Raw genomic sequence first — 17,288 nt, forward strand, 5'->3', positions numbered from 1 at the left:
GCAATCCCATGGAAGCGCTTATGCGCGCAGCACGCCGCCCGTCTGCTTGTTGACGTTCTCGACGATGCGCTTTGCCAGCGCCTCGAAATCCTCGTCGGTCAGCGTTTTTTCGACCGGCTGGATCGAGACCTCGATGGCGATCGACTTCTTGGCCTCGCCGAGCGACGCGCCCTCGAAGACATCGAACACCGAAACGCCGGTGACCAGCTTCTTGTCTGCGGCCAAGGCTGCCCGCACCAGCGTGCCGGCTTCTACCGTCCGGTCGACGACGAAGGCGAAGTCGCGCTTCACCGCCTGGAACGGCGAGAGTTCCAGCTTCGGCTTGGTACGCGTCGGTTTGGCCTTCGGCTCCGGCACGACGTCGACGAAAACCTCGAAGCCGCAGATCGGCCCGGAGACATCGAGCGTCTCAAGCGTCTTCGGATGGAATTCGCCGAAAGTGCCGAGCACGGTCTTGGGGCCGAGCTTGATCGTGCCGGAGCGTCCCGGATGGTACCAGGCCGGGCCGCCGGGCTCGATCTGCAGCCGGTCGACCGGCGCGCCACAGGCTTCCAGCGCCGCGATCGCGTCCGCCTTGGCGTCGAACACGCCGACCGGCCCGGCATTGCCGGCCCAGCTGCGGCCCGAACCTTCGAGCTTGGCGGTGCCGCGCCTGACGCCGGCGGCAACGCGCCGCTGCTGGTCGGCCGCATCCCCCTCATAGGTGCCCGACACCTCGAACAGCGCTACGTCGCCGATGCCGCGGTCGGCATTGCGCTGCGCGGCGGATATCAGTCCCGGCAGCAGCGAGGGCCGCATGTCGGACATGTCGGCGGCGATCGGGTTGGCGAGTTTCAGGCCGTTCTGGCCGCCGCCGAACAGTTCGGCGTGCTTTGCCGGGATGAACGACCAGGTGACGGCCTCCATCATGCCGCGCACGGCGAGCGCCCGCTTGGCCGCGCGGGTGCGCACCTGCAGCGTGGTCAGGATCTTGCCGTTGACCGCGTCATGCGACGTGAGCGGCCGCGGCGCGATGTTGTCGACGCCGTGGATGCGCATCACCTCCTCGACCAGGTCGGCCTTGCCGTCGACATCCGGCCGCCACGACGGCACCTTCACCTTGACGACCTCGCCGGACCCCTGCGGCTCGAAGCCCAGCCGGGTCAGGATGTCCAGCGCCTCCGCCCTCGGCACCTCGATACCGGTCAGCCGCTTCACCTCCGAAAGCGGGAAGGTGACGATCTTCGGCTTGTGGCCTGCATAGCCGGCCACCTCCATTTCGGAAGGCGTGCCGCCGCAGAAATCGAGCACCAGCTTGGTCGCGAGCTCCACGCCCGGGACCATGAATTCGGGATCGACCCCGCGCTCGAAGCGATAGCGCGCATCGGTGATGATGCCGAGCGTCCGGCCGGTCCGGGCCGTCGTGATCGGATCCCAGAGCGCGGATTCGATCAGCACGTCTGTGGTGTTCTCGTCGCAGCCCGAATGCTCGCCGCCCATGATGCCGGCGATCGATTCGACGCCATTGTCGTCGGCGATCACGCACATTTCCGGAGTCAGCGTGTATTCGCGCCCGTCAAGCGCCATCACCTTCTCGCCGTCCCTGGCGCGCCGCACCACGAGGTTGCCGGCGACCTTCTTCGCGTCGAACACATGCAGCGGCCGGCCGCGGTCGAAGGTGACGTAGTTGGTGATGTCGACCAGCGCGCTGATCGGGCGAAGCCCGATGGCGATCAGCCGCTGCTGCAGCCATTTCGGCGACGGGCCGTTCTTGACGCCCTTGACCAGCCTGAGCGCGAAGCCCGGGCAAAGCTCCGGCGCCTCGATCGTGACCTTGACCGGGCACAGGCCTTCGCCGGCATGCGGCATGATCGCGCCGCCGGTGAGGCGGCCGAGCCCGCTCGCCGCGAGATCGCGCGCGATGCCGTAGACGCTGGTCGCGTCCGGCCGATTCGGCGTCAGATTGATCTCGATCACCGGATCGTCGAGATGCGCGTAAGCCGCGAAGCCGGTGCCGACCGGCGCGTCATCGGGCAAATCGATGATGCCGTTATGCTCGTCGGAGATTTGAAGCTCGCGCTCCGAGCACATCATGCCATGGCTCTCGACGCCGCGGATCTTGCCGACCGACAGCGTCACGTCGATGCCCGGAACATAGGTGCCGGGCGCGGCGAAGGCGCCGATCAGGCCTGCGCGGGCATTGGGCGCCCCGCACACCACCTGCACCGGCGGCTTGCCGTCGCCGGTGTCGACGGTCAGCACGCGCAGCCGGTCCGCGTCGGGATGCTGCATCGCCGTCAGCACCTTGGCGATGACGAAGGGTTTTAGGCCAGCCTTGTCGTCGACATGTTCGACTTCGAGGCCGATCGCGGTCAGCCGCTCGACGATCTCGGCAAGCGAGGCATCGGTCTCGAGATGGTCCTTGAGCCAGGAGAGGGTGAATTTCATGGTTCTGTTCCGTTCGGTCCTTGCCCTTCAGGCCCTTGTTGATTGGGTCGGGGCACGCTGGTCTTCAGATGCCTGGGCAAATCGTCCGGCATGTGCAGGAAGGGTAGTTGCTCGCGCACATGGGCATGCAGCGTCGGCTTGAAATAGGCCGGCATATCCATGGCGCCGAGCATGAAATAGATCTTGTTGTCGAGCCGCCGGTCGGTATAGGCGATCGGCGAGCCGCAAATGCCGCAGAAGGTGCGCTCCACCGGGCCGTTGCGGTAGCTTTTCAGCGATTTGCCGTTGAGCGCGACCTGGTCAGCCAGGAAGCCGACAAAGGCCGACACCGGCGCGCCGCTGGCGCGCCGGCAGTCGCCGCAATGGCAATAGCTGATGTGGTGCGGCTCGGCGGTAGCCTCGAACCGCACCGCGCCGCAACGGCAGCCGCCGGTGTGTGGTGCCGTCATGCAGACAGCCCCCCGAACAGCGTCGGCAGGTCGAGCGGCCGGAACCCGTAATGGCTGAGCCAGCGCACGTCGGCGTCGAAGAAGGCGCGCAGGTCCGGCATGCCGTATTTCAGCATGGCGATGCGGTCGATGCCCATGCCCCAGGCAAAGCCCTGATACTCGTCGGGATCGAGCCCGCCGGCGCGTAGCACGTTGGGATGCACCATGCCGCAGCCCAGGATCTCCATCCAGTCGGTGCCTTCGCCGAAGCGCACTTCGCCCGGACGCGACCGGTCGCACTGGATGTCGACCTCGAGGCTGGGCTCGGTGAACGGGAAGAAAGACGGACGGAAGCGCATCTTGACCGAAGGCACCTCGAAGAAGGCCTTGCAGAACTCCTCCAGCACCCATTTCATGTTGGCGACATTGGCCGACTTGTCGACCACCAGCCCCTCGACCTGATGGAACATCGGCGAGTGCGTGGCGTCCGAATCCTGCCGATAGGTCTTGCCGGGGATGACGATGCGGATCGGCGGCTTCTGCCGCTCCATGGTGCGGATCTGCACGGGCGAGGTGTGCGTGCGCAACAACTTGCGCTCACCCTTCTCGTCCGGCTGGAAGAAGAAGGTGTCGTGCATCTCCCGCGCCGGGTGGCCCTCGGGGAAATTCAGCGCCGTGAAATTGTAATAGTCGGTCTCGATATCCGGACCTTCGGCGATCGAGAAGCCGAGATCGCCGAAGATCGCCGCGATCTCGTCGATCACCTGGCTGATCGGATGGATGCGGCCGCGCTCCGCCGGCGACTGGCGAACGGGGAGCGTGACATCGACCTTCTCGGCCTCGAGCCTGGCGGCGATCGCCACGTCCTTGAGTTCCGCCTTGCGTTGGGTGAGCGCCTCGGTGACGCGGTTCTTGAGGCCGTTGATCGCCGGACCCTTCACCTGGCGCTCCTCGGCGCTCATCGCGCCCAGCGTCTTCAGCATTTCGGAGATCGAGCCCTTCTTGCCCAGCGCCGAGACGCGCACCGCCTCGATCGCGGCCTCGTCCGAAGCTGCCGCGATCTCGGCGAGCAACGAAGCTTCCAGGGCTTCAAGATTTCCAGCAGTGGCGTTCACGGCGAAACTCTCTTCGTTCGGGCGGACGGCACCCATGTGGCGCGTCACCATCTTGGTTTGATCAGGCATAAGAAAAACCCGCGCCAGCCGTGCCAGCGCGGGTTCCCCAAATCAGTACTAGAAATGCTTGGGAAGCGCTGGCTTAGGCGACAGCGCTCTCAAAAGCATTCGGCGTGGTGTTCTTCAGATATTCGAGCGCCACCTTGGCCTTGGCCACCAGCGCGGCGAAAGCCTGCGGCTCGTGGATGGCCATGTCCGAAAGGACCTTGCGGTCGATCTCGATGCCGGCCTTGTTGAGGCCGTCGATGAAGCGGCCATAGGTCAGGCCGTGCTCATGCACCGCCGCGTTGATGCGCTGGATCCACAGCGCGCGGAACGAGCGCTTGCGGTTCTTGCGGTCGCGGTAGGCGTACTGCAGCGACTTCTCCACCGCCTGCTTGGCGATGCGGATGGTGTTCTTGCGGCGGCCGTAGAAGCCCTTGGCGGCTTTCAGGACCTTCTTGTGCTTGGCGTGGGCGGTAACGCCTCTCTTTACGCGTGCCATGTCATGATCTCCTTAAAACGTAACCAGGCCGAATGCTCAGAGGCCGTTCGGCAGAAAATTCTTGATGACCTTCTTGCCGTCCGGTTCAGCCAGAACCATCGTGCCGCGGGCATCGCGAATGAACTTGTTGGAACGCTTGATCATGCCGTGGCGCTTGCCGGCGGCAGCCGACAGCACCTTGCCGGTGGCAGTAATCTTGAACCGCTTCTTGGCGGCCGATTTGGTCTTCATCTTGGGCATTTTGCTACTCCGTATTGGTGGCGCACCATCGCGCTTCTTTTCTCGCTTCGGGCCGACCAAAGCCCGAAAAGCAAATGAAACCGCCACGGCATGCCCTGCCGGGCGGTTTTCTTGGAACGGCGGTCCTATAGATCAAACGGCGCCGGTGCGCAACACCCTTGGACGTTGTCTGCCCCTGCTGCGCCGAAAGACGGCACGTCGCCTTTGATCCGTTCATTTGAAGAGTTCCGTGCTGAAATCCCCCGAATTGACCCGTTGAATATCAGACGCATCTTTCAGAAATTTGGGGGGATTTGGGATTAGCGTGGATCTGGATCGCCCAACCGCCTCAAGCCAGGGAAGATATCTTTCGACAATCCCTTCGGTCACCTTTTCATCGGTAATCTCAAGCCTGATAACTTTTAACGAAACGCCCGGGCCAAATGCCGCCGCGAGGTTCTCCGGATCTGCCTTACGTAAGGTAGTTGGATCGCTGAGATTTGTAAAAGTCACAAGCAACGGATATCGGTCATGCGAAACATCTCGTGAGCCGCGAAAACGCGCGATTGCCGGCAGGAGCCTTTCGTAGTCGCTGCGAGTGTAACCCAACTCATCGTGCAATGTGTATTGGGCGACGTATTTGGTCTGTTCACCTATCAGCGCGAAGAGTTTGCCTCTTGGCCCAAGGTCGACCATTGTCGCTTCGCCGTTGTAGCCCGATGGGTAGACGTCAAGCGCATTGGCCTCCTGCCACCAGACGTGCGACACCGCCGACCCGGAAACCACTTTGCCGTCGACGAATACCTCGACCGTCAACTTCTGGTTCCATTCCCAGACGTCGGCAAGGAAGCCGCACGCGGCGAGTGACAGCGCAAGGATAAGGGCAAGGCCCCGCAGCAAAGGCCGCGCAATTCGAAAGACATTCGCATACGCCGAAATACCAAGCCTCGCGCCCGTCACTACACGCCCGCCCGCTTTTGTTAGACGCGATTATCCCTACACTGCCCCCGTAGCCAGATTATTAATCTGTCTGTTTTCGCCAGCCAGAGTTTCAAGGGTGCTTGGGCTGTCAGCGCCTTAGGGCAGCGTGAACCACACCGGCAGCACTCCGGTTTGCTGCGCTCCGTCGATCAGCTCGAAGGCCGGCAGCGCCACCAGGAACACCAGGCCGTCGAGCAGCGTGTTCAACAGCAGGCGCGGCTTGAAGCTGCCGGTGTCGCCCTCCTGGTAGAGCGAAAGGTTCGGGAAGAAGCGCGGCACCTTGGCAAGATAGGCCGCATAAGGGCCGCCGAGCACTTCCTTCAGATAGCGCTCCTCGCGCAGGATGACGATGTGGAACGCGCCGGCGCACAGCAGCGCAAAGAGAATGATGCCTGAAAACGAGCCGATCTGCGCGCCGACGCCGGCGGCGGCCACCGTCGAAAACAGGTAGAGCGGATTGCGGGTGATCGAATAGGGCCCGCCGGTGACCACTTCGGAGGATTTGCGCCCGCCGATATAGAGCGTCGACCACAGCCGTCCGACAATGCCGAGGAAGATCAGGAGCACGCCGAACATCTCGATCGACTCGTGCACCGGCGTGTTCGGCGGAAAAGTCGACTGGCCGAACAGAAGCGCGGCAAACAGCACCACGATCAGAACGGCCAGCACGAGGCGGCGCATATGCTGATAGCCGCCGAGACCCGGCGTTTGCCGGGCAGGCTTGGACTTCAATTTATCGGCCATGAGGAAAACCCGATCGTTTGCTCGCGATCGCGAAGCGATCGTCGAGATTTGCTCGCGATCAAGGAAACTTGATCGTCGATTGGCTCGCGACCGGGAAAACCCGGTCGAGTAGCAGGCGATCGGATAGAAAACAGGCGTCCCGCCGATCGTCGGGACGCCCCTGCACCATGATTTTGGCGGGATTTAGCGCGGCGCCAGAACCATCATCATCTGGCGGCCTTCGAGCTTCGGCTCTGCCTCGACCTTGGCGATGGTCGCCACTTCCTCGCGCACCTTGTTCAGAAGCTGCATGCCGAGCTCCATATGCGCCATCTCGCGGCCGCGGAAGCGCAACGTCAGCTTGACCTTGTCGCCTTCCTCGAAGAAGCGCCGCACGGCCTTCATCTTAGTGTCGTAGTCATGGCTGTCGATGTTCGGGCGCATCTTGATCTCCTTGATCTCGATGACCTTCTGGTTCTTGCGCGCTTCGGCCGCCTTCTTCTGGTTGGCGTATTTCAGCTTGCCGAGATCGAGGATCTTGACGACCGGCGGTACCGCATTAGGCGATATCTCGACGAGATCGAGCCCGGCCTCTTCGGCGAGCAGCAACGCGTCGTTGATGGAAACATCGCCGCGGTTCTGGCCTTCGGCGTCGATAAGCTGGACCCGGGGAACCCGGATGTCTCGGTTGGAGCGCGGCCCGTCCTTGGTGGGTGCCGCTGCTTTGAAAGGTCTGCGAATGGTCGTGGTCTCCTCGGCCGTTTCGTTCAGGGTTTCTTCAGATGCGAAATAGGTGGACGCGCCTATGTGGTGAGCGCGCGGCCGGAGTCAATAGCATAGGCTGGTTGGAAAATCACCTGTCCGCTTGCCTTTACCTGCACCAAGCAAAGAAATGCCGCGAGCACTTTTCGTTGAACCACCGCCTGTGTCAAAAGACCGCCGGAAAGGACAAGCCCATGGCCGCCAGCGTTCCGGTTTTCATCGATGTGGACGGGTCGAGCATCGCCGTCAGGCAAGCGCCCGGCGCTGCGCCTGGTATCGTTTGGCTCGGCGGCTACAAGTCCGACATGCTGGGCACGAAGGCGGAGACGCTTGCCGGCTGGGCCGCTCGCGAGGGCCACGCCTATCTGCGTCATGACTATTCCGGGCACGGCGAGTCGGGGGGCGAATTCGCAGACGGTACGATCTCCAGATGGCTGGCCGAGAGCCTCGCCGTCTTCCGGCGCTTCAGCAAAGGCAAGCAGATCCTGGTCGGCTCCTCGATGGGGGCGTGGATTGCGCTGCGCATGGTGCAGGAATTGCGCCGGGCGGGCGATGACCGCGTGGCCGGTCTCGTGCTGCTTGCGCCGGCGCCTGACTTCACGATCGAATTGATCGAACCGGTGCTGACCAAGGCACAGAAGCGCGATCTTTCGAAAAAGGGGTTTTTCGCCGAGCCGTCCGACTATTCGGACGAGCCTTATATCTACACCCGAGCGCTGATCGAGGACGGCCGCGCCAACCGGGTCATGACCGGACCGATCGACACGCACTGTCCGGTGCACATATTGCAGGGCCTTGCCGATCCGGACGTGCCGTCCAGCCATGCCCTGAAGCTCGCATCGATGCTGCCCGCCGACGATGTGACGCTGTCGCTGATCCCCGATGGCGACCATCGTCTGTCCCGTCCCGAGGATCTCGACATGCTGAAGCGCGCCGTCGCCGACATGGTCAGGCGGGCGGCCTGACCATGCGCATCTCCATCCCGATATCCGCCTTCGTCGCCGCGATCGTCGGCTTTGGCGGCACGCTGGCCCTCGTCATCGCGGCCGCCAAGGCGGTCGGCGCCACCCAGATCGAGACCGCGAGCGGCGTGACGGCGATCTGCCTGGCCATGACGATCGAATGCCTGTGGCTGTCCTGGCGCACGAAAATGCCGATCATCACCGCGTGGTCGACGCCGGGTCTCGCGCTGATCGCGGCCTCCAGCGGTTTCACGATGCCGCAGACCGTCGGCGCCTTCATGGTCACCGGTGTCCTTCTGGTCGCCACCGGCCTGTTCAAGCCGCTGACCCGGCTGATCGCGCAGATCCCGGCCTCGGTCGCGTCCGGCATGCTAGCCGGCATCCTGGTCAGCTTCGCCGCCAATGCGGTGAGGACCATCCCCGCCGATCCCTGGCTGATCCTGCCGCTGATCGCCGCCTTCTTCGTCATCCGCCTGTTCAATCCGGCTCTGTCGGTGCTGGTGGTGCTGATCGGCGGCGGCCTTGCCGCTTTCCTCACCGGCCGCGTCGGCAGCCTGCCGATGCCGGAACTGTCGACATTGACGTTCATTGCGCCGCAATTCACCGCATCGGCGATCATCGGCCTCGCCCTGCCGCTCTATCTGGTAACCATGGCCTCGCAGAACCTTTCCGGCCTCGCGGTGCTGCGCGCCGCCGGCTATCACCCCGAACCCGGCCCGCTGATCGGCGTCACCGGCCTGTTTTCGCTGCTCTCGGCGCCGTTCGGCGCCGCGACCACCAATCTCGCGGCGATCTCGGCCGCCATCTGCACCGGCCCCGATGTCCATCCCGATCCCGCCGAGCGGTGGAAGACCGGGCCGTTCTACGCGCTCGCCTATTTCATCTTCGCGATCTTCGGCGCCTCGCTGGTGGCGATCTTCGCGGTTTTGCCGCAAAGCCTGATCGTGCTGGTCGCGGGGCTCGCCTTGACGGCGCCGCTTGCCAATGCGCTGTCGATAGCCCTTCATGACGCGGGCGACCGCATGCCGGCCACCGTCACCTTCGCCGTGACGGCTTCGGGGCTCACGCTCGTCGGTGTCGGCGCGGCATTTTGGGGGCTGGTTGCCGGAATGGCAGTGCTTTTCCTGGAAAAACTCAAAAAGCGATAATCATTTCAGACGCTTCGCCGGTTTTAGTCGGATTTGCCTTGAATCGCCGATTCCGCCTTCCCATTTCGATTCCACGCAGCCGGTTTGGCTGTCTCCAATGGAAGGATTGGGAGAAATGAATACGAGTGCATTGATCCGTCCGGCCTGGACGCCGGCCACCATCGCATTGATGGTCATCGGCTTCATGGTGTTCTGGCCGCTCGGCTTCGCCATGCTCGCCTACATCATCTGGGGCGACCGGCTGGAAGGGTTCAAGCGTGACGTCAACCGCGCGACCGACGGCATCTTCGCCGGCTGCCGCCGCGGGTCCGACAAGGCGGCCCGCTGGGGCCACGGTTCGGCCCGCACCGGCAACGTCGCCTTCGACGACTGGCGCGAGAAGGAACTGGAACGCCTGGCCGAAGAGCGCCGCAAGCTCGACGAGATGTTGACCGAGTTCGACGACTATGCCCGCGAACTGCGCCGCGCCAAAGACCAGGAAGAGTTCGACCGCTTCATGGCCAACCGCAACAAGCATACCGCGCCGACCACCACCGAGTCGGGCGATAAGCCCGCTTCCAAGCGCGGCAAGGGCACGAACCTGCTCGACGACTGAAGCCGGCGCATGACCCCGAAAATCGACGCCGATTTTCGGAAAAGGTCATGCGCCCATTTAAGGTGCTACAGCGTCCTTTGCGCGTCCGAAAAGGACGCGCGGCGCTGTAGGGACAGGCTCCGGTACGATATGCGGCGTCGCGTCTTGCGGCGCCGTTTCTTTTTTGTTCTCTATGGTGCACCCCGCCACTGGCCGTTTTTTTCGAATCGCGTATCGTCCAGCCATGACCCTCGGCTTCTTTCGCAATCTGACCAAGCCAAAGCCCACGCCAGTCGTGGAGCGCGAACATTGCGTCGCCGGCCGCACGCTGCCGCTGAAAATCGTCGAAAGCGCCAGGGCCAGGCGGCTCACTTTGCGCATCGATTCCGGCGGCCAGGGCCTGCGCGTCACCGTGCCGCCAGGCCTGCGCCGCGGCGAGGTGGAAAAATTCCTCCACCGCCACCAGGACTGGCTGGAGCAGCGTCTGGCCAAGGTGCCGACCCGCCCACAGGTGCGGCCCGGCATAAAAATCCCGATCCGCGGCGTGCCGCATCGCATCGTGCATGAGCCGTCGAAGCGCGGCACTGTCACCATCCTGCGCGACGATCGCGGCCCGCTGTTGGTCGTCCATGGCGAGCGCATCCATCTGCCGCGCCGCATCGCCGATTACCTCAAGCGCGAGGCCAAGAAGGAGATCGAGAAGCTGGTGGTCAAGCACACCGAGGCGGTCGGCAAGCGCGCCAAGGCTATAAGGTACAAGGATACCTCCAGCCGCTGGGGATCATGCACCTCGGAGGGCAATCTCTCCTTCTCCTGGCGCATCATGATGGCGCCGCCGGCGGTGATAAACTACCTGGTGGCGCATGAGGTGGCGCATCTCAAGGAGATGAACCACGGCCCGAAGTTCTGGAAATTGTGCGAGAAGCTGTGCCCCGACACCGACCGCTGCAAGGACTGGCTGAAGCGCAATGGCGGGGCGTTGCAAGCGATTGTGTTTGAGTAGTGTCAGCGGATGCAGCGGTGCGAAGAACGCCGCCACCGCTAGCGCAACGCTGGAGATTGGCCGAGCCATCTCAGCCTCGTCATCCTAGGGCGAAGCAAGGAGCGAAGCGACGCGCGCAGACCCTAGGATCCATGCCGTAACGTGCGAGCGCCGCAGCGGTGCAAACGATGCTATGTCGTTGAACGAAAAAGAGAATATTCTCCGCCGGTGCCCCTTCGGCTGATGTAACGGCATCGATCCTAGGGTCTGCGCGCCGCTTCGCGTCGGCCCGCCCTAGGATGACGACCGCGTGGTTGCCTCGCCTGAACGCACCCTCAATCGTCATTCGCCGCGTTCAATTCCTCCGGCCGCAACCCTTCCTCGATATGCGGCCAAGGCAGGAAATCCCGGTCGAAGGCATCGCTGCCGAAATAGTCCAGCGCTCGGTGCGCCTCGGCGCCGTTGAAGGCGGCCTTGTCCATCAGATGCGCGATCACCTCGCGCGCCTGCGCGATCTTCTGCTTGAGTTCGGCAACGGTCCGGTCGGCCATGATTGTCCTGCTCCCGCCTGTGGTCCCTATATGAAGGTAGTGTTTTCCGCCGTACCGGCAACAGCATGCTTTTTCTCGACTCTCTGGCCGTTTCGTGCCAAGCCCGGCCCATGACGCTCGACATCAAGATCTGCGGATTGAAGACCGACGCCGCGATGGCGGCCGCCCTTGCCGGCGGCGCCAGCCATGTCGGCTTTATTTTCTTTCCGAAGAGCCCGCGCTATGTCGAGCCGGCCGAGGCCGGCCGCCTGCGCGAAGCGGCGCGCGGCAAGGCCTTGGCGGTTGCCGTTACCGTCGACGCCGACGATGCGTTCCTGGATGACATCGTCGCAAAAATGCAGCCGGACGTGCTGCAGCTGCATGGTTCGGAAACGCCCGAGCGCGTGGCGGAGCTCAAGGCCCGATATGGCCTGCCGGTTATGAAGGTGTTTTCCGTCAGCGAGGCCGCCGATCTCGAGCGGACAAAGCCATTCGTAGGCATTGCCGATCGTTTCATGTTCGACGCCAAGCCGCCGAAGGGATCGCAACTGCCGGGCGGCAACGGCGTCGCCTTCGACTGGCGCATCCTTGCCGGCCTTGACGCCGGGCTCGATTACATGCTTTCCGGAGGGCTCAACGCCGCCAATATCGGCGATGCCCTGAGACTCGCCACCCCTCCCGGAATAGATGTTTCGTCCGGCGTGGAAAGCTCTCCGGGTGTCAAGGATCCGGCGCTGATCGAGCAGTTTTTCCGGGCCGTCAGGGCCGCGCGCGACGACCGCGCCGCCTGAGCAGGCTCAAACCCGAGCATGTCCCGGAAAAGTGGAATCCGGTTTTCCGACAGGGGCATGCTCACTTAAGTCAAGGAGAGATCGGCGATGAACAAGCCGGCTATGCCCAATTCCTTCCGTACCGGACCCGACGAGCAGGGCATGTTCGGCATTTTCGGCGGCCGTTTCGTTGCCGAAACGCTGATGCCGCTGATCCTCGACCTCGAGGAGCAGTGGAACCACGCCAAGAACGATCCGGAGTTCAAGGCCGAGCTGCAGAACCTGTCGACCCACTATGCCGGGCGGCCGTCGAAGCTTTATTTCGCCGAAGGGCTGACAAAGCATCTCGGCGGCGCCAAGGTCTATTTCAAGCGCGAGGACCTCAACCACACCGGCTCGCACAAGATCAACAACTGCCTCGGCCAAATCCTGCTCGCCAAGCGCATGGGCAAGAAGCGCATCATCGCCGAGACCGGCGCCGGCCAGCACGGCGTTGCCTCGGCAACCGTTGCCGCGCGCTTCGGTTATCCTTGTGTCGTCTACATGGGCGCCACCGATGTCGCCCGCCAGAGCCCGAACGTCTTCCGCATGAAGCTGCTCGGCGCCGAGGTGCGGCCGGTCACCGCCGGCCACGGCACGCTGAAGGACGCCATGAACGAGGCCCTGCGCGACTGGGTCACCAATGTCGAGGACACCTATTACCTGATCGGCACCGCCGCCGGCCCGCATCCCTATCCGGAACTGGTGCGCGACTTCCAGTCGGTGATCGGCTCGGAGGCCCGCGCCCAGATGCTGGAGCAGGAAGGCCGGTTGCCGGATGTCATCATCGCCGCTGTCGGCGGCGGTTCCAACGCCATTGGCCTCTTCCATCCCTTCCTCGACGACAAGGACGTGCGCATCATCGGCATCGAGGCCGGTGGGCGCGGCCTCGACGGTGTCGAGCATTGCGCCTCGATGAATGCCGGCAAGCCCGGCGTGCTGCACGGCAACCGCACCTATCTGTTGCAGAACGCCGACGGCCAGATCCTCGACGGCCATTCGATCTCGGCCGGCCTCGATTATCCCGGCGTCGGTCCGGAGCATTCCTGGCTGCGCGATTCCGGCCGCGTCCAGTATGAGCCGATCCTAGACGACGAGGCGCTGGAGGCGTTCCAGCTCACCACCAGGGTCGAAGGCATCATCCCGGCGCTGGAATCGGCGCATGCCATCGCCCATGCGATGAAGATCGTGCCGAAGATGGACAAGGACCAGCTCGTCATCGTCAATTTGTCCGGCCGCGGCGACAAGGACGTGCATACGGTGGCCAACATGCTGGGCATGGAGATCTGACAATGACCACCCGCATCGACCGTCGCATGGCGAAGCTCAAATCCGAGGGCCGTCCGGCTCTCGTCACCTACGTCATGGGCGGCGATCCTGACTACGACACCTCGCTGTCGATCATGAAGGCGCTGCCCGTCTCGGGCAGCGACCTCATCGAGCTCGGCATGCCCTTCTCCGACCCGATGGCCGACGGTCCGGCGATCCAGGCGGCGGGTCTTCGGGCGCTGAAAGGCGGCCAGACCCTGGCCAGGACGCTGAAGCTGGCGTCCGAATTCCGCGCCGGCGACGACGAGACGCCGATCGTGCTGATGGGCTACTACAATCCGATCTACATCTACGGCGTCGATCGATTCCTCGCCGATGCCAAGGCAAGCGGCATCGACGGCCTGATCGTCGTCGACCTGCCGCCGGAGATGGACGAGGAGCTTTGCATTCCGGCGCTGAAGGCCGGCGTCAACTTCATCCGGCTGGCGACGCCGACCACCGACGACAAGCGCCTGCCCAAGGTTTTGGAAAACACCTCCGGTTTCGTCTATTACGTCTCGATGACCGGCATCACCGGCTCGGCGCTCGCCGACACCGCCAAGGTCTCGGCCGCGGTCACCCGCATCAAGGGCCACACCGCGCTGCCGGTCTGCGTCGGCTTCGGCGTCAAGACCGCCGAGCAGGCGCGCGTCATCGGCGCCTCGGCCGACGGCGTCGTGGTCGGCACGGCGATCGTCAACGCGATCGCCAATGTGCTGGGGCCGAAGGGCGAGAAGACCGCCGATCCGGCCGAAGCCGTCGCAACTTTGGTCAGCGGCCTTGCCCAGGGCGTCCGCGCGGCGCGCCTTGCTGCCGCCGAATAGTTTTCCTACCTCTTTCTCGTAGGTACAGGAGCCGAAGCGATGAACTGGATCACGAACTACGTTCGCCCGAAGATCAATTCGATGCTCGGCCGGCGCACCGACATGCCGGAAAACCTCTGGATCAAGGATCCCGAGACCGGTGAGATGATCTTCCACAAGGACCTCGAGTCCAACCAGTTCGTCATCCCGGCTTCCGGCCATCACATGAAGATCTCGGCCAAGGAGCGGCTGAAATACTTCTTCGACGACGGCAAATACGAGGTGCTGGAAAACCCCAAGGTCGTCCAGGACCCGCTGAAGTTCCGCGACGAGAAGCGCTACACCGATCGCCTCAAGGAGGCGAAGGCCAAGACCAGCCTCGAGGATGCGATCCTCAACGGCGCCGGCACCATCGACGGGCTGCCGGTCATCGTCACCGTGCAGGATTTCGCCTTCATGGGCGGCTCGCTCGGCATGGCCGCCGGCGAAGCCATCGTGCACGCCTTCGAGGTGGCGCTGCAGCGCAAGCGGCCGCTGATCCTGTTTGCCGCCTCCGGCGGCGCCCGCATGCAGGAAGGCATCCTGTCGCTGATGCAATTGCCGCGCACCACGGTCGGCGTCGACCGGCTGAAGGAAGCCGGCCTGCCCTATATCGTCGTGCTGACCAACCCCACCACGGGCGGCGTCACCGCCTCCTACGCCATGCTGGGCGATGTCCACATTGCCGAGCCCGGCGCGCTGATCGGCTTTGCCGGCCCGCGCGTCATCGAGCAGACCATTCGCGAAAAGCTGCCCGATGGTTTTCAGCGCGCCGAATATCTGATGGAGCACGGCATGGTCGACATGGTCGTCTCGCGGCTCGAGATGCGCCAGACCATTTCCCGGCTCTTGAAGATGCTGCTCAAGATACCTGTGGCCGAGAAGCCGCTGGAGCCGGAAATCCTGCCGCCGGCGGTGGTCAAGGCCGAGGCACGGCCGCAAGCCTGACAGGATCGGCCCGACGCGACATCGTTCGCCGCGAACCGCGATTTGCGCCGTCCGTTGTCTGCTGTAGCCTCTGATTTGCGCGTGGCCGTTCCGAAACCGATTCCCGGTTTCGGATGCATGCGCTAGGATTCCATCATGACAACGCTCTCCGCCGAACGCGAAATCGAACATCTGATGACGCTGCATCCGAAAGGCTTCGACCTTTCGCTGGACCGCGTCAGCAGGCTTCTCGAACGCCTCGGCAATCCGCAGGACCGGCTGCCGCCGGTCATCCACATCGCCGGCACCAACGGCAAGGGTTCCTGCGCCGCCTTCTCGCGCGCGCTGCTGGAGGCGGCCGGCCATCTCGTCCACGTCCACACCTCGCCGCATCTGGTGAACTGGCATGAGCGCTACCGGCTGGCGGCCGAGGGCGGCGGCAAGCTCGTCGACGACGAGGTTTTTGCCGAGGCCATCGCGCGTGTCGCCGAGGCCAATCAAGGCCAGAAGATCACCGTCTTCGAGATTCTCACCGCCGTCACCTTCATTCTGTTTTCGGAGCACCCGGCGGAGGCCGCGATCATCGAGGTCGGCCTTGGCGGCCGCTTCGACGCTACCAACGTCGTCAAGCGGCCCGCCGTTTCGGTGATCATGCCGATCTCGATGGACCACGAAGCCTATCTCGGCGACCGCGTCGAGCTGATCGCTGCCGAGAAGGCCGGCATCATGAAGCGCGGCTGCCCGGTGGTGATCGGCGCCCAGGAAAGCGACACAGCGCTTCAGGCGCTGATCGAGACGGCCGAGCGGCTGGATTGCCCGACCGTGGTCTATGGCCAGGATTTCCTCGCTTTCGAGGAAAACGGCCGCATGGTCTACCAGGACGAGGACGGGTTGATGGACCTGCCCTTACCGCGCCTGCCCGGGCGCCATCAATACGCCAACGCTGCGGCGGCGATCGCCGCCGTCAAGGCGGCCGGCTTCGAGATCGGCCATCGCGCCGCCGAGCGGGCGATGACCCATGTCGCCTGGCCGGCACGCATGCAGAAGCTGACGCAGGGCAAGCTGGTGGAGCTTGCGCCGAAGGGCGCCGACATCTGGCTGGACGGCGGCCACAACCCCGGCGCCGGCATCGTCATCGCCGAGGCCCTGGCCGAACAGGAGGAGAAGAATCCGAGGCCGCTGGTGCTGATCTCGGGCATGATCAACACCAAGGACCAGACCGGCTATTTCAGCGCTTTCAAGGGCTTGGCCCGCCATGTCTATACCGTGCCGGTAGAGAACAGCGACGCCGGCGTGCCGAATGACGAGCTGGCATTGCGTGCCGAAGAGGCCGGCCTGTCGGCTGAGCCGGTCAGCTCCGTCGCCAGCGCGCTGATGCTGTTGCGCGACAGCTGGGACGGCCCCGCGCCGCGTATCCTCATCGGCGGCTCGCTCTATTTCGCCGGCGCCGTGCTGGCCGAGAACGGCACGCCGCCGACCTAGAGCAATTTCAGGAAAAGTGTGAAGCGGTTTTCCGTCTGAAATTGCGCCAAAAGATCAAGACAGCGCTGCGGATTTCGGCGGGGGCCGAAAGGAACCGGCCATGATCAAAGTCAGGCAGCTCGCCCATGTCTGCATCTTCGCGCATGACCTGGACGCAACGCGCTCCTTCTATCGCGACGTGCTTGGCATGGACACAAGGTTCAATTTCCTGCGCGACGGCAGGATTTTCGGCTTCTATCTCGACTGCGGCGGCCGCAGCCATGTCGAGGTCTTTGAAAAGCACGAGGCCAGCCACAGCGACCGCAACCAGATCAACCATTTCTGCCTGGAAGTGGAGGATATCGACGCAGCGATCGCCCACATCAGGTCGAAAGGCATCGCGGTCACCCCGAAAAAGCTCGCCTGCGACGACACTTACCAAGCCTGGATCAGTGACCCCAACGGCGTGAGGATCGAACTGTTCGAATACACCGGCAAAAGCGCGCAGTTTACCGGCGGCGATCGCGTCGCCGACTGGTGACTAAT

At 63.7% G+C, this 17,288-nt stretch carries 19 protein-coding genes; 10 read left to right on the forward strand and 9 right to left on the reverse strand.

What is annotated here, in order from left to right:
- Nucleotides 1-18: 18 nt before the first annotated feature.
- From pheT to infC, 8 genes are all read right to left on the reverse strand, one after another.
- Nucleotides 19-2,427, reverse strand: a complete 2,409-nt coding sequence (gene pheT, locus CK230_RS21220; RefSeq protein ID WP_095819091.1) for a phenylalanine--tRNA ligase subunit beta — start codon at nt 2,425-2,427, stop codon at nt 19-21.
- A complete protein-coding gene (locus tag CK230_RS21225; protein ID WP_095819092.1) occupies nt 2,424-2,876 on the reverse strand; it encodes a GFA family protein in 453 nt (150 codons plus the stop codon). Before CK230_RS21225 ends, pheT begins: the two co-directional genes overlap by 4 nt.
- Entirely contained in the window at nt 2,873-4,006 is a 1,134-nt protein-coding gene (gene pheS, locus CK230_RS21230; RefSeq protein WP_095819182.1) for a phenylalanine--tRNA ligase subunit alpha, read from the reverse strand. Before pheS ends, CK230_RS21225 begins: the two co-directional genes overlap by 4 nt.
- Before the next feature lie 106 nt (nt 4,007-4,112).
- Complete coding sequence (rplT, locus tag CK230_RS21235) at nt 4,113-4,514, reverse strand: 50S ribosomal protein L20 (RefSeq protein ID WP_040968947.1); 402 nt, start codon at nt 4,512-4,514, stop codon at nt 4,113-4,115.
- Between the two features lie 36 nt (nt 4,515-4,550).
- Nucleotides 4,551-4,754 carry a 50S ribosomal protein L35 gene (gene rpmI / locus CK230_RS21240; protein ID WP_027166935.1) on the reverse strand — a complete coding sequence of 68 codons (204 nt, stop codon included), beginning with the start codon at nt 4,752-4,754 and terminating at the stop codon, nt 4,551-4,553.
- 213 nt (nt 4,755-4,967) lie between these two features.
- Nucleotides 4,968-5,693, reverse strand: coding sequence for a hypothetical protein (locus CK230_RS21245; protein WP_141246068.1), 726 nt, complete (start codon nt 5,691-5,693; stop codon nt 4,968-4,970).
- Nucleotides 5,694-5,810: 117 nt separating this feature from the next.
- The gene (locus CK230_RS21250; protein ID WP_095819094.1) at nt 5,811-6,458 is read right to left on the reverse strand and encodes an isoprenylcysteine carboxylmethyltransferase family protein; all 648 of its coding nucleotides are present in this window, start codon (nt 6,456-6,458) and stop codon (nt 5,811-5,813) included.
- A gap of 183 nt (nt 6,459-6,641) precedes the next feature.
- The gene (gene infC / locus CK230_RS21255; RefSeq protein WP_095819095.1) at nt 6,642-7,178 is read right to left on the reverse strand and encodes a translation initiation factor IF-3; all 537 of its coding nucleotides are present in this window, start codon (nt 7,176-7,178) and stop codon (nt 6,642-6,644) included.
- Between the two features lie 215 nt (nt 7,179-7,393).
- On the opposite strand from infC, the gene CK230_RS21260 reads away from it, so the two are divergent.
- From CK230_RS21260 to CK230_RS21275, 4 genes are all read left to right on the forward strand, one after another.
- Nucleotides 7,394-8,164 carry an alpha/beta hydrolase gene (locus CK230_RS21260; RefSeq protein ID WP_095819183.1) on the forward strand — a complete coding sequence of 257 codons (771 nt, stop codon included), beginning with the start codon at nt 7,394-7,396 and terminating at the stop codon, nt 8,162-8,164.
- 2 nt (nt 8,165-8,166) lie between these two features.
- A complete protein-coding gene (locus CK230_RS21265; protein WP_095819096.1) occupies nt 8,167-9,309 on the forward strand; it encodes a benzoate/H(+) symporter BenE family transporter in 1,143 nt (380 codons plus the stop codon).
- A 115-nt stretch (nt 9,310-9,424) separates the two neighbouring features.
- Nucleotides 9,425-9,904 (forward strand): DUF2852 domain-containing protein, encoded by a 480-nt coding sequence (locus CK230_RS21270; RefSeq protein ID WP_095819097.1) that lies wholly within the window; start codon nt 9,425-9,427, stop codon nt 9,902-9,904.
- A gap of 223 nt (nt 9,905-10,127) precedes the next feature.
- Nucleotides 10,128-10,886, forward strand: coding sequence for a M48 family metallopeptidase (locus CK230_RS21275; protein ID WP_095819098.1), 759 nt, complete (start codon nt 10,128-10,130; stop codon nt 10,884-10,886).
- Nucleotides 10,887-11,200: 314 nt separating this feature from the next.
- Here the strand turns inward: CK230_RS21275 and CK230_RS21280 are convergent, their stop codons facing one another.
- Nucleotides 11,201-11,416, reverse strand: a complete 216-nt coding sequence (locus CK230_RS21280) for a hypothetical protein (protein WP_095819099.1) — start codon at nt 11,414-11,416, stop codon at nt 11,201-11,203.
- Nucleotides 11,417-11,526: 110 nt separating this feature from the next.
- Here CK230_RS21280 and CK230_RS21285 point away from each other — a divergent pair, with 110 nt between their 5' ends.
- From CK230_RS21285 to CK230_RS21310, 6 genes are all read left to right on the forward strand, one after another.
- Entirely contained in the window at nt 11,527-12,186 is a 660-nt protein-coding gene (locus CK230_RS21285) for a phosphoribosylanthranilate isomerase (protein WP_095819100.1), read from the forward strand.
- An 87-nt stretch (nt 12,187-12,273) separates the two neighbouring features.
- On the forward strand, nt 12,274-13,494 hold the full coding sequence (trpB, locus tag CK230_RS21290; RefSeq protein ID WP_095819101.1) for a tryptophan synthase subunit beta: 1,221 nt from the start codon (nt 12,274-12,276) through the stop codon (nt 13,492-13,494).
- Between the two features lie 2 nt (nt 13,495-13,496).
- Entirely contained in the window at nt 13,497-14,336 is an 840-nt protein-coding gene (trpA, locus tag CK230_RS21295; protein WP_095819102.1) for a tryptophan synthase subunit alpha, read from the forward strand.
- Between the two features lie 39 nt (nt 14,337-14,375).
- Nucleotides 14,376-15,302, forward strand: coding sequence for an acetyl-CoA carboxylase, carboxyltransferase subunit beta (gene accD, locus CK230_RS21300; protein WP_095819103.1), 927 nt, complete (start codon nt 14,376-14,378; stop codon nt 15,300-15,302).
- Nucleotides 15,303-15,437: 135 nt separating this feature from the next.
- Nucleotides 15,438-16,763 (forward strand): folylpolyglutamate synthase/dihydrofolate synthase family protein, encoded by a 1,326-nt coding sequence (locus CK230_RS21305; protein ID WP_095819104.1) that lies wholly within the window; start codon nt 15,438-15,440, stop codon nt 16,761-16,763.
- A gap of 100 nt (nt 16,764-16,863) precedes the next feature.
- A complete protein-coding gene (locus tag CK230_RS21310) occupies nt 16,864-17,283 on the forward strand; it encodes a VOC family protein (RefSeq protein WP_095819105.1) in 420 nt (139 codons plus the stop codon).
- Nucleotides 17,284-17,288 lie beyond the last annotated feature (5 nt).

Origin of the sequence: Mesorhizobium sp. WSM3859 (genome assembly GCF_002295065.1) — a bacterium.
In the GTDB taxonomy this organism is placed as follows: domain Bacteria; phylum Pseudomonadota; class Alphaproteobacteria; order Rhizobiales; family Rhizobiaceae; genus Mesorhizobium.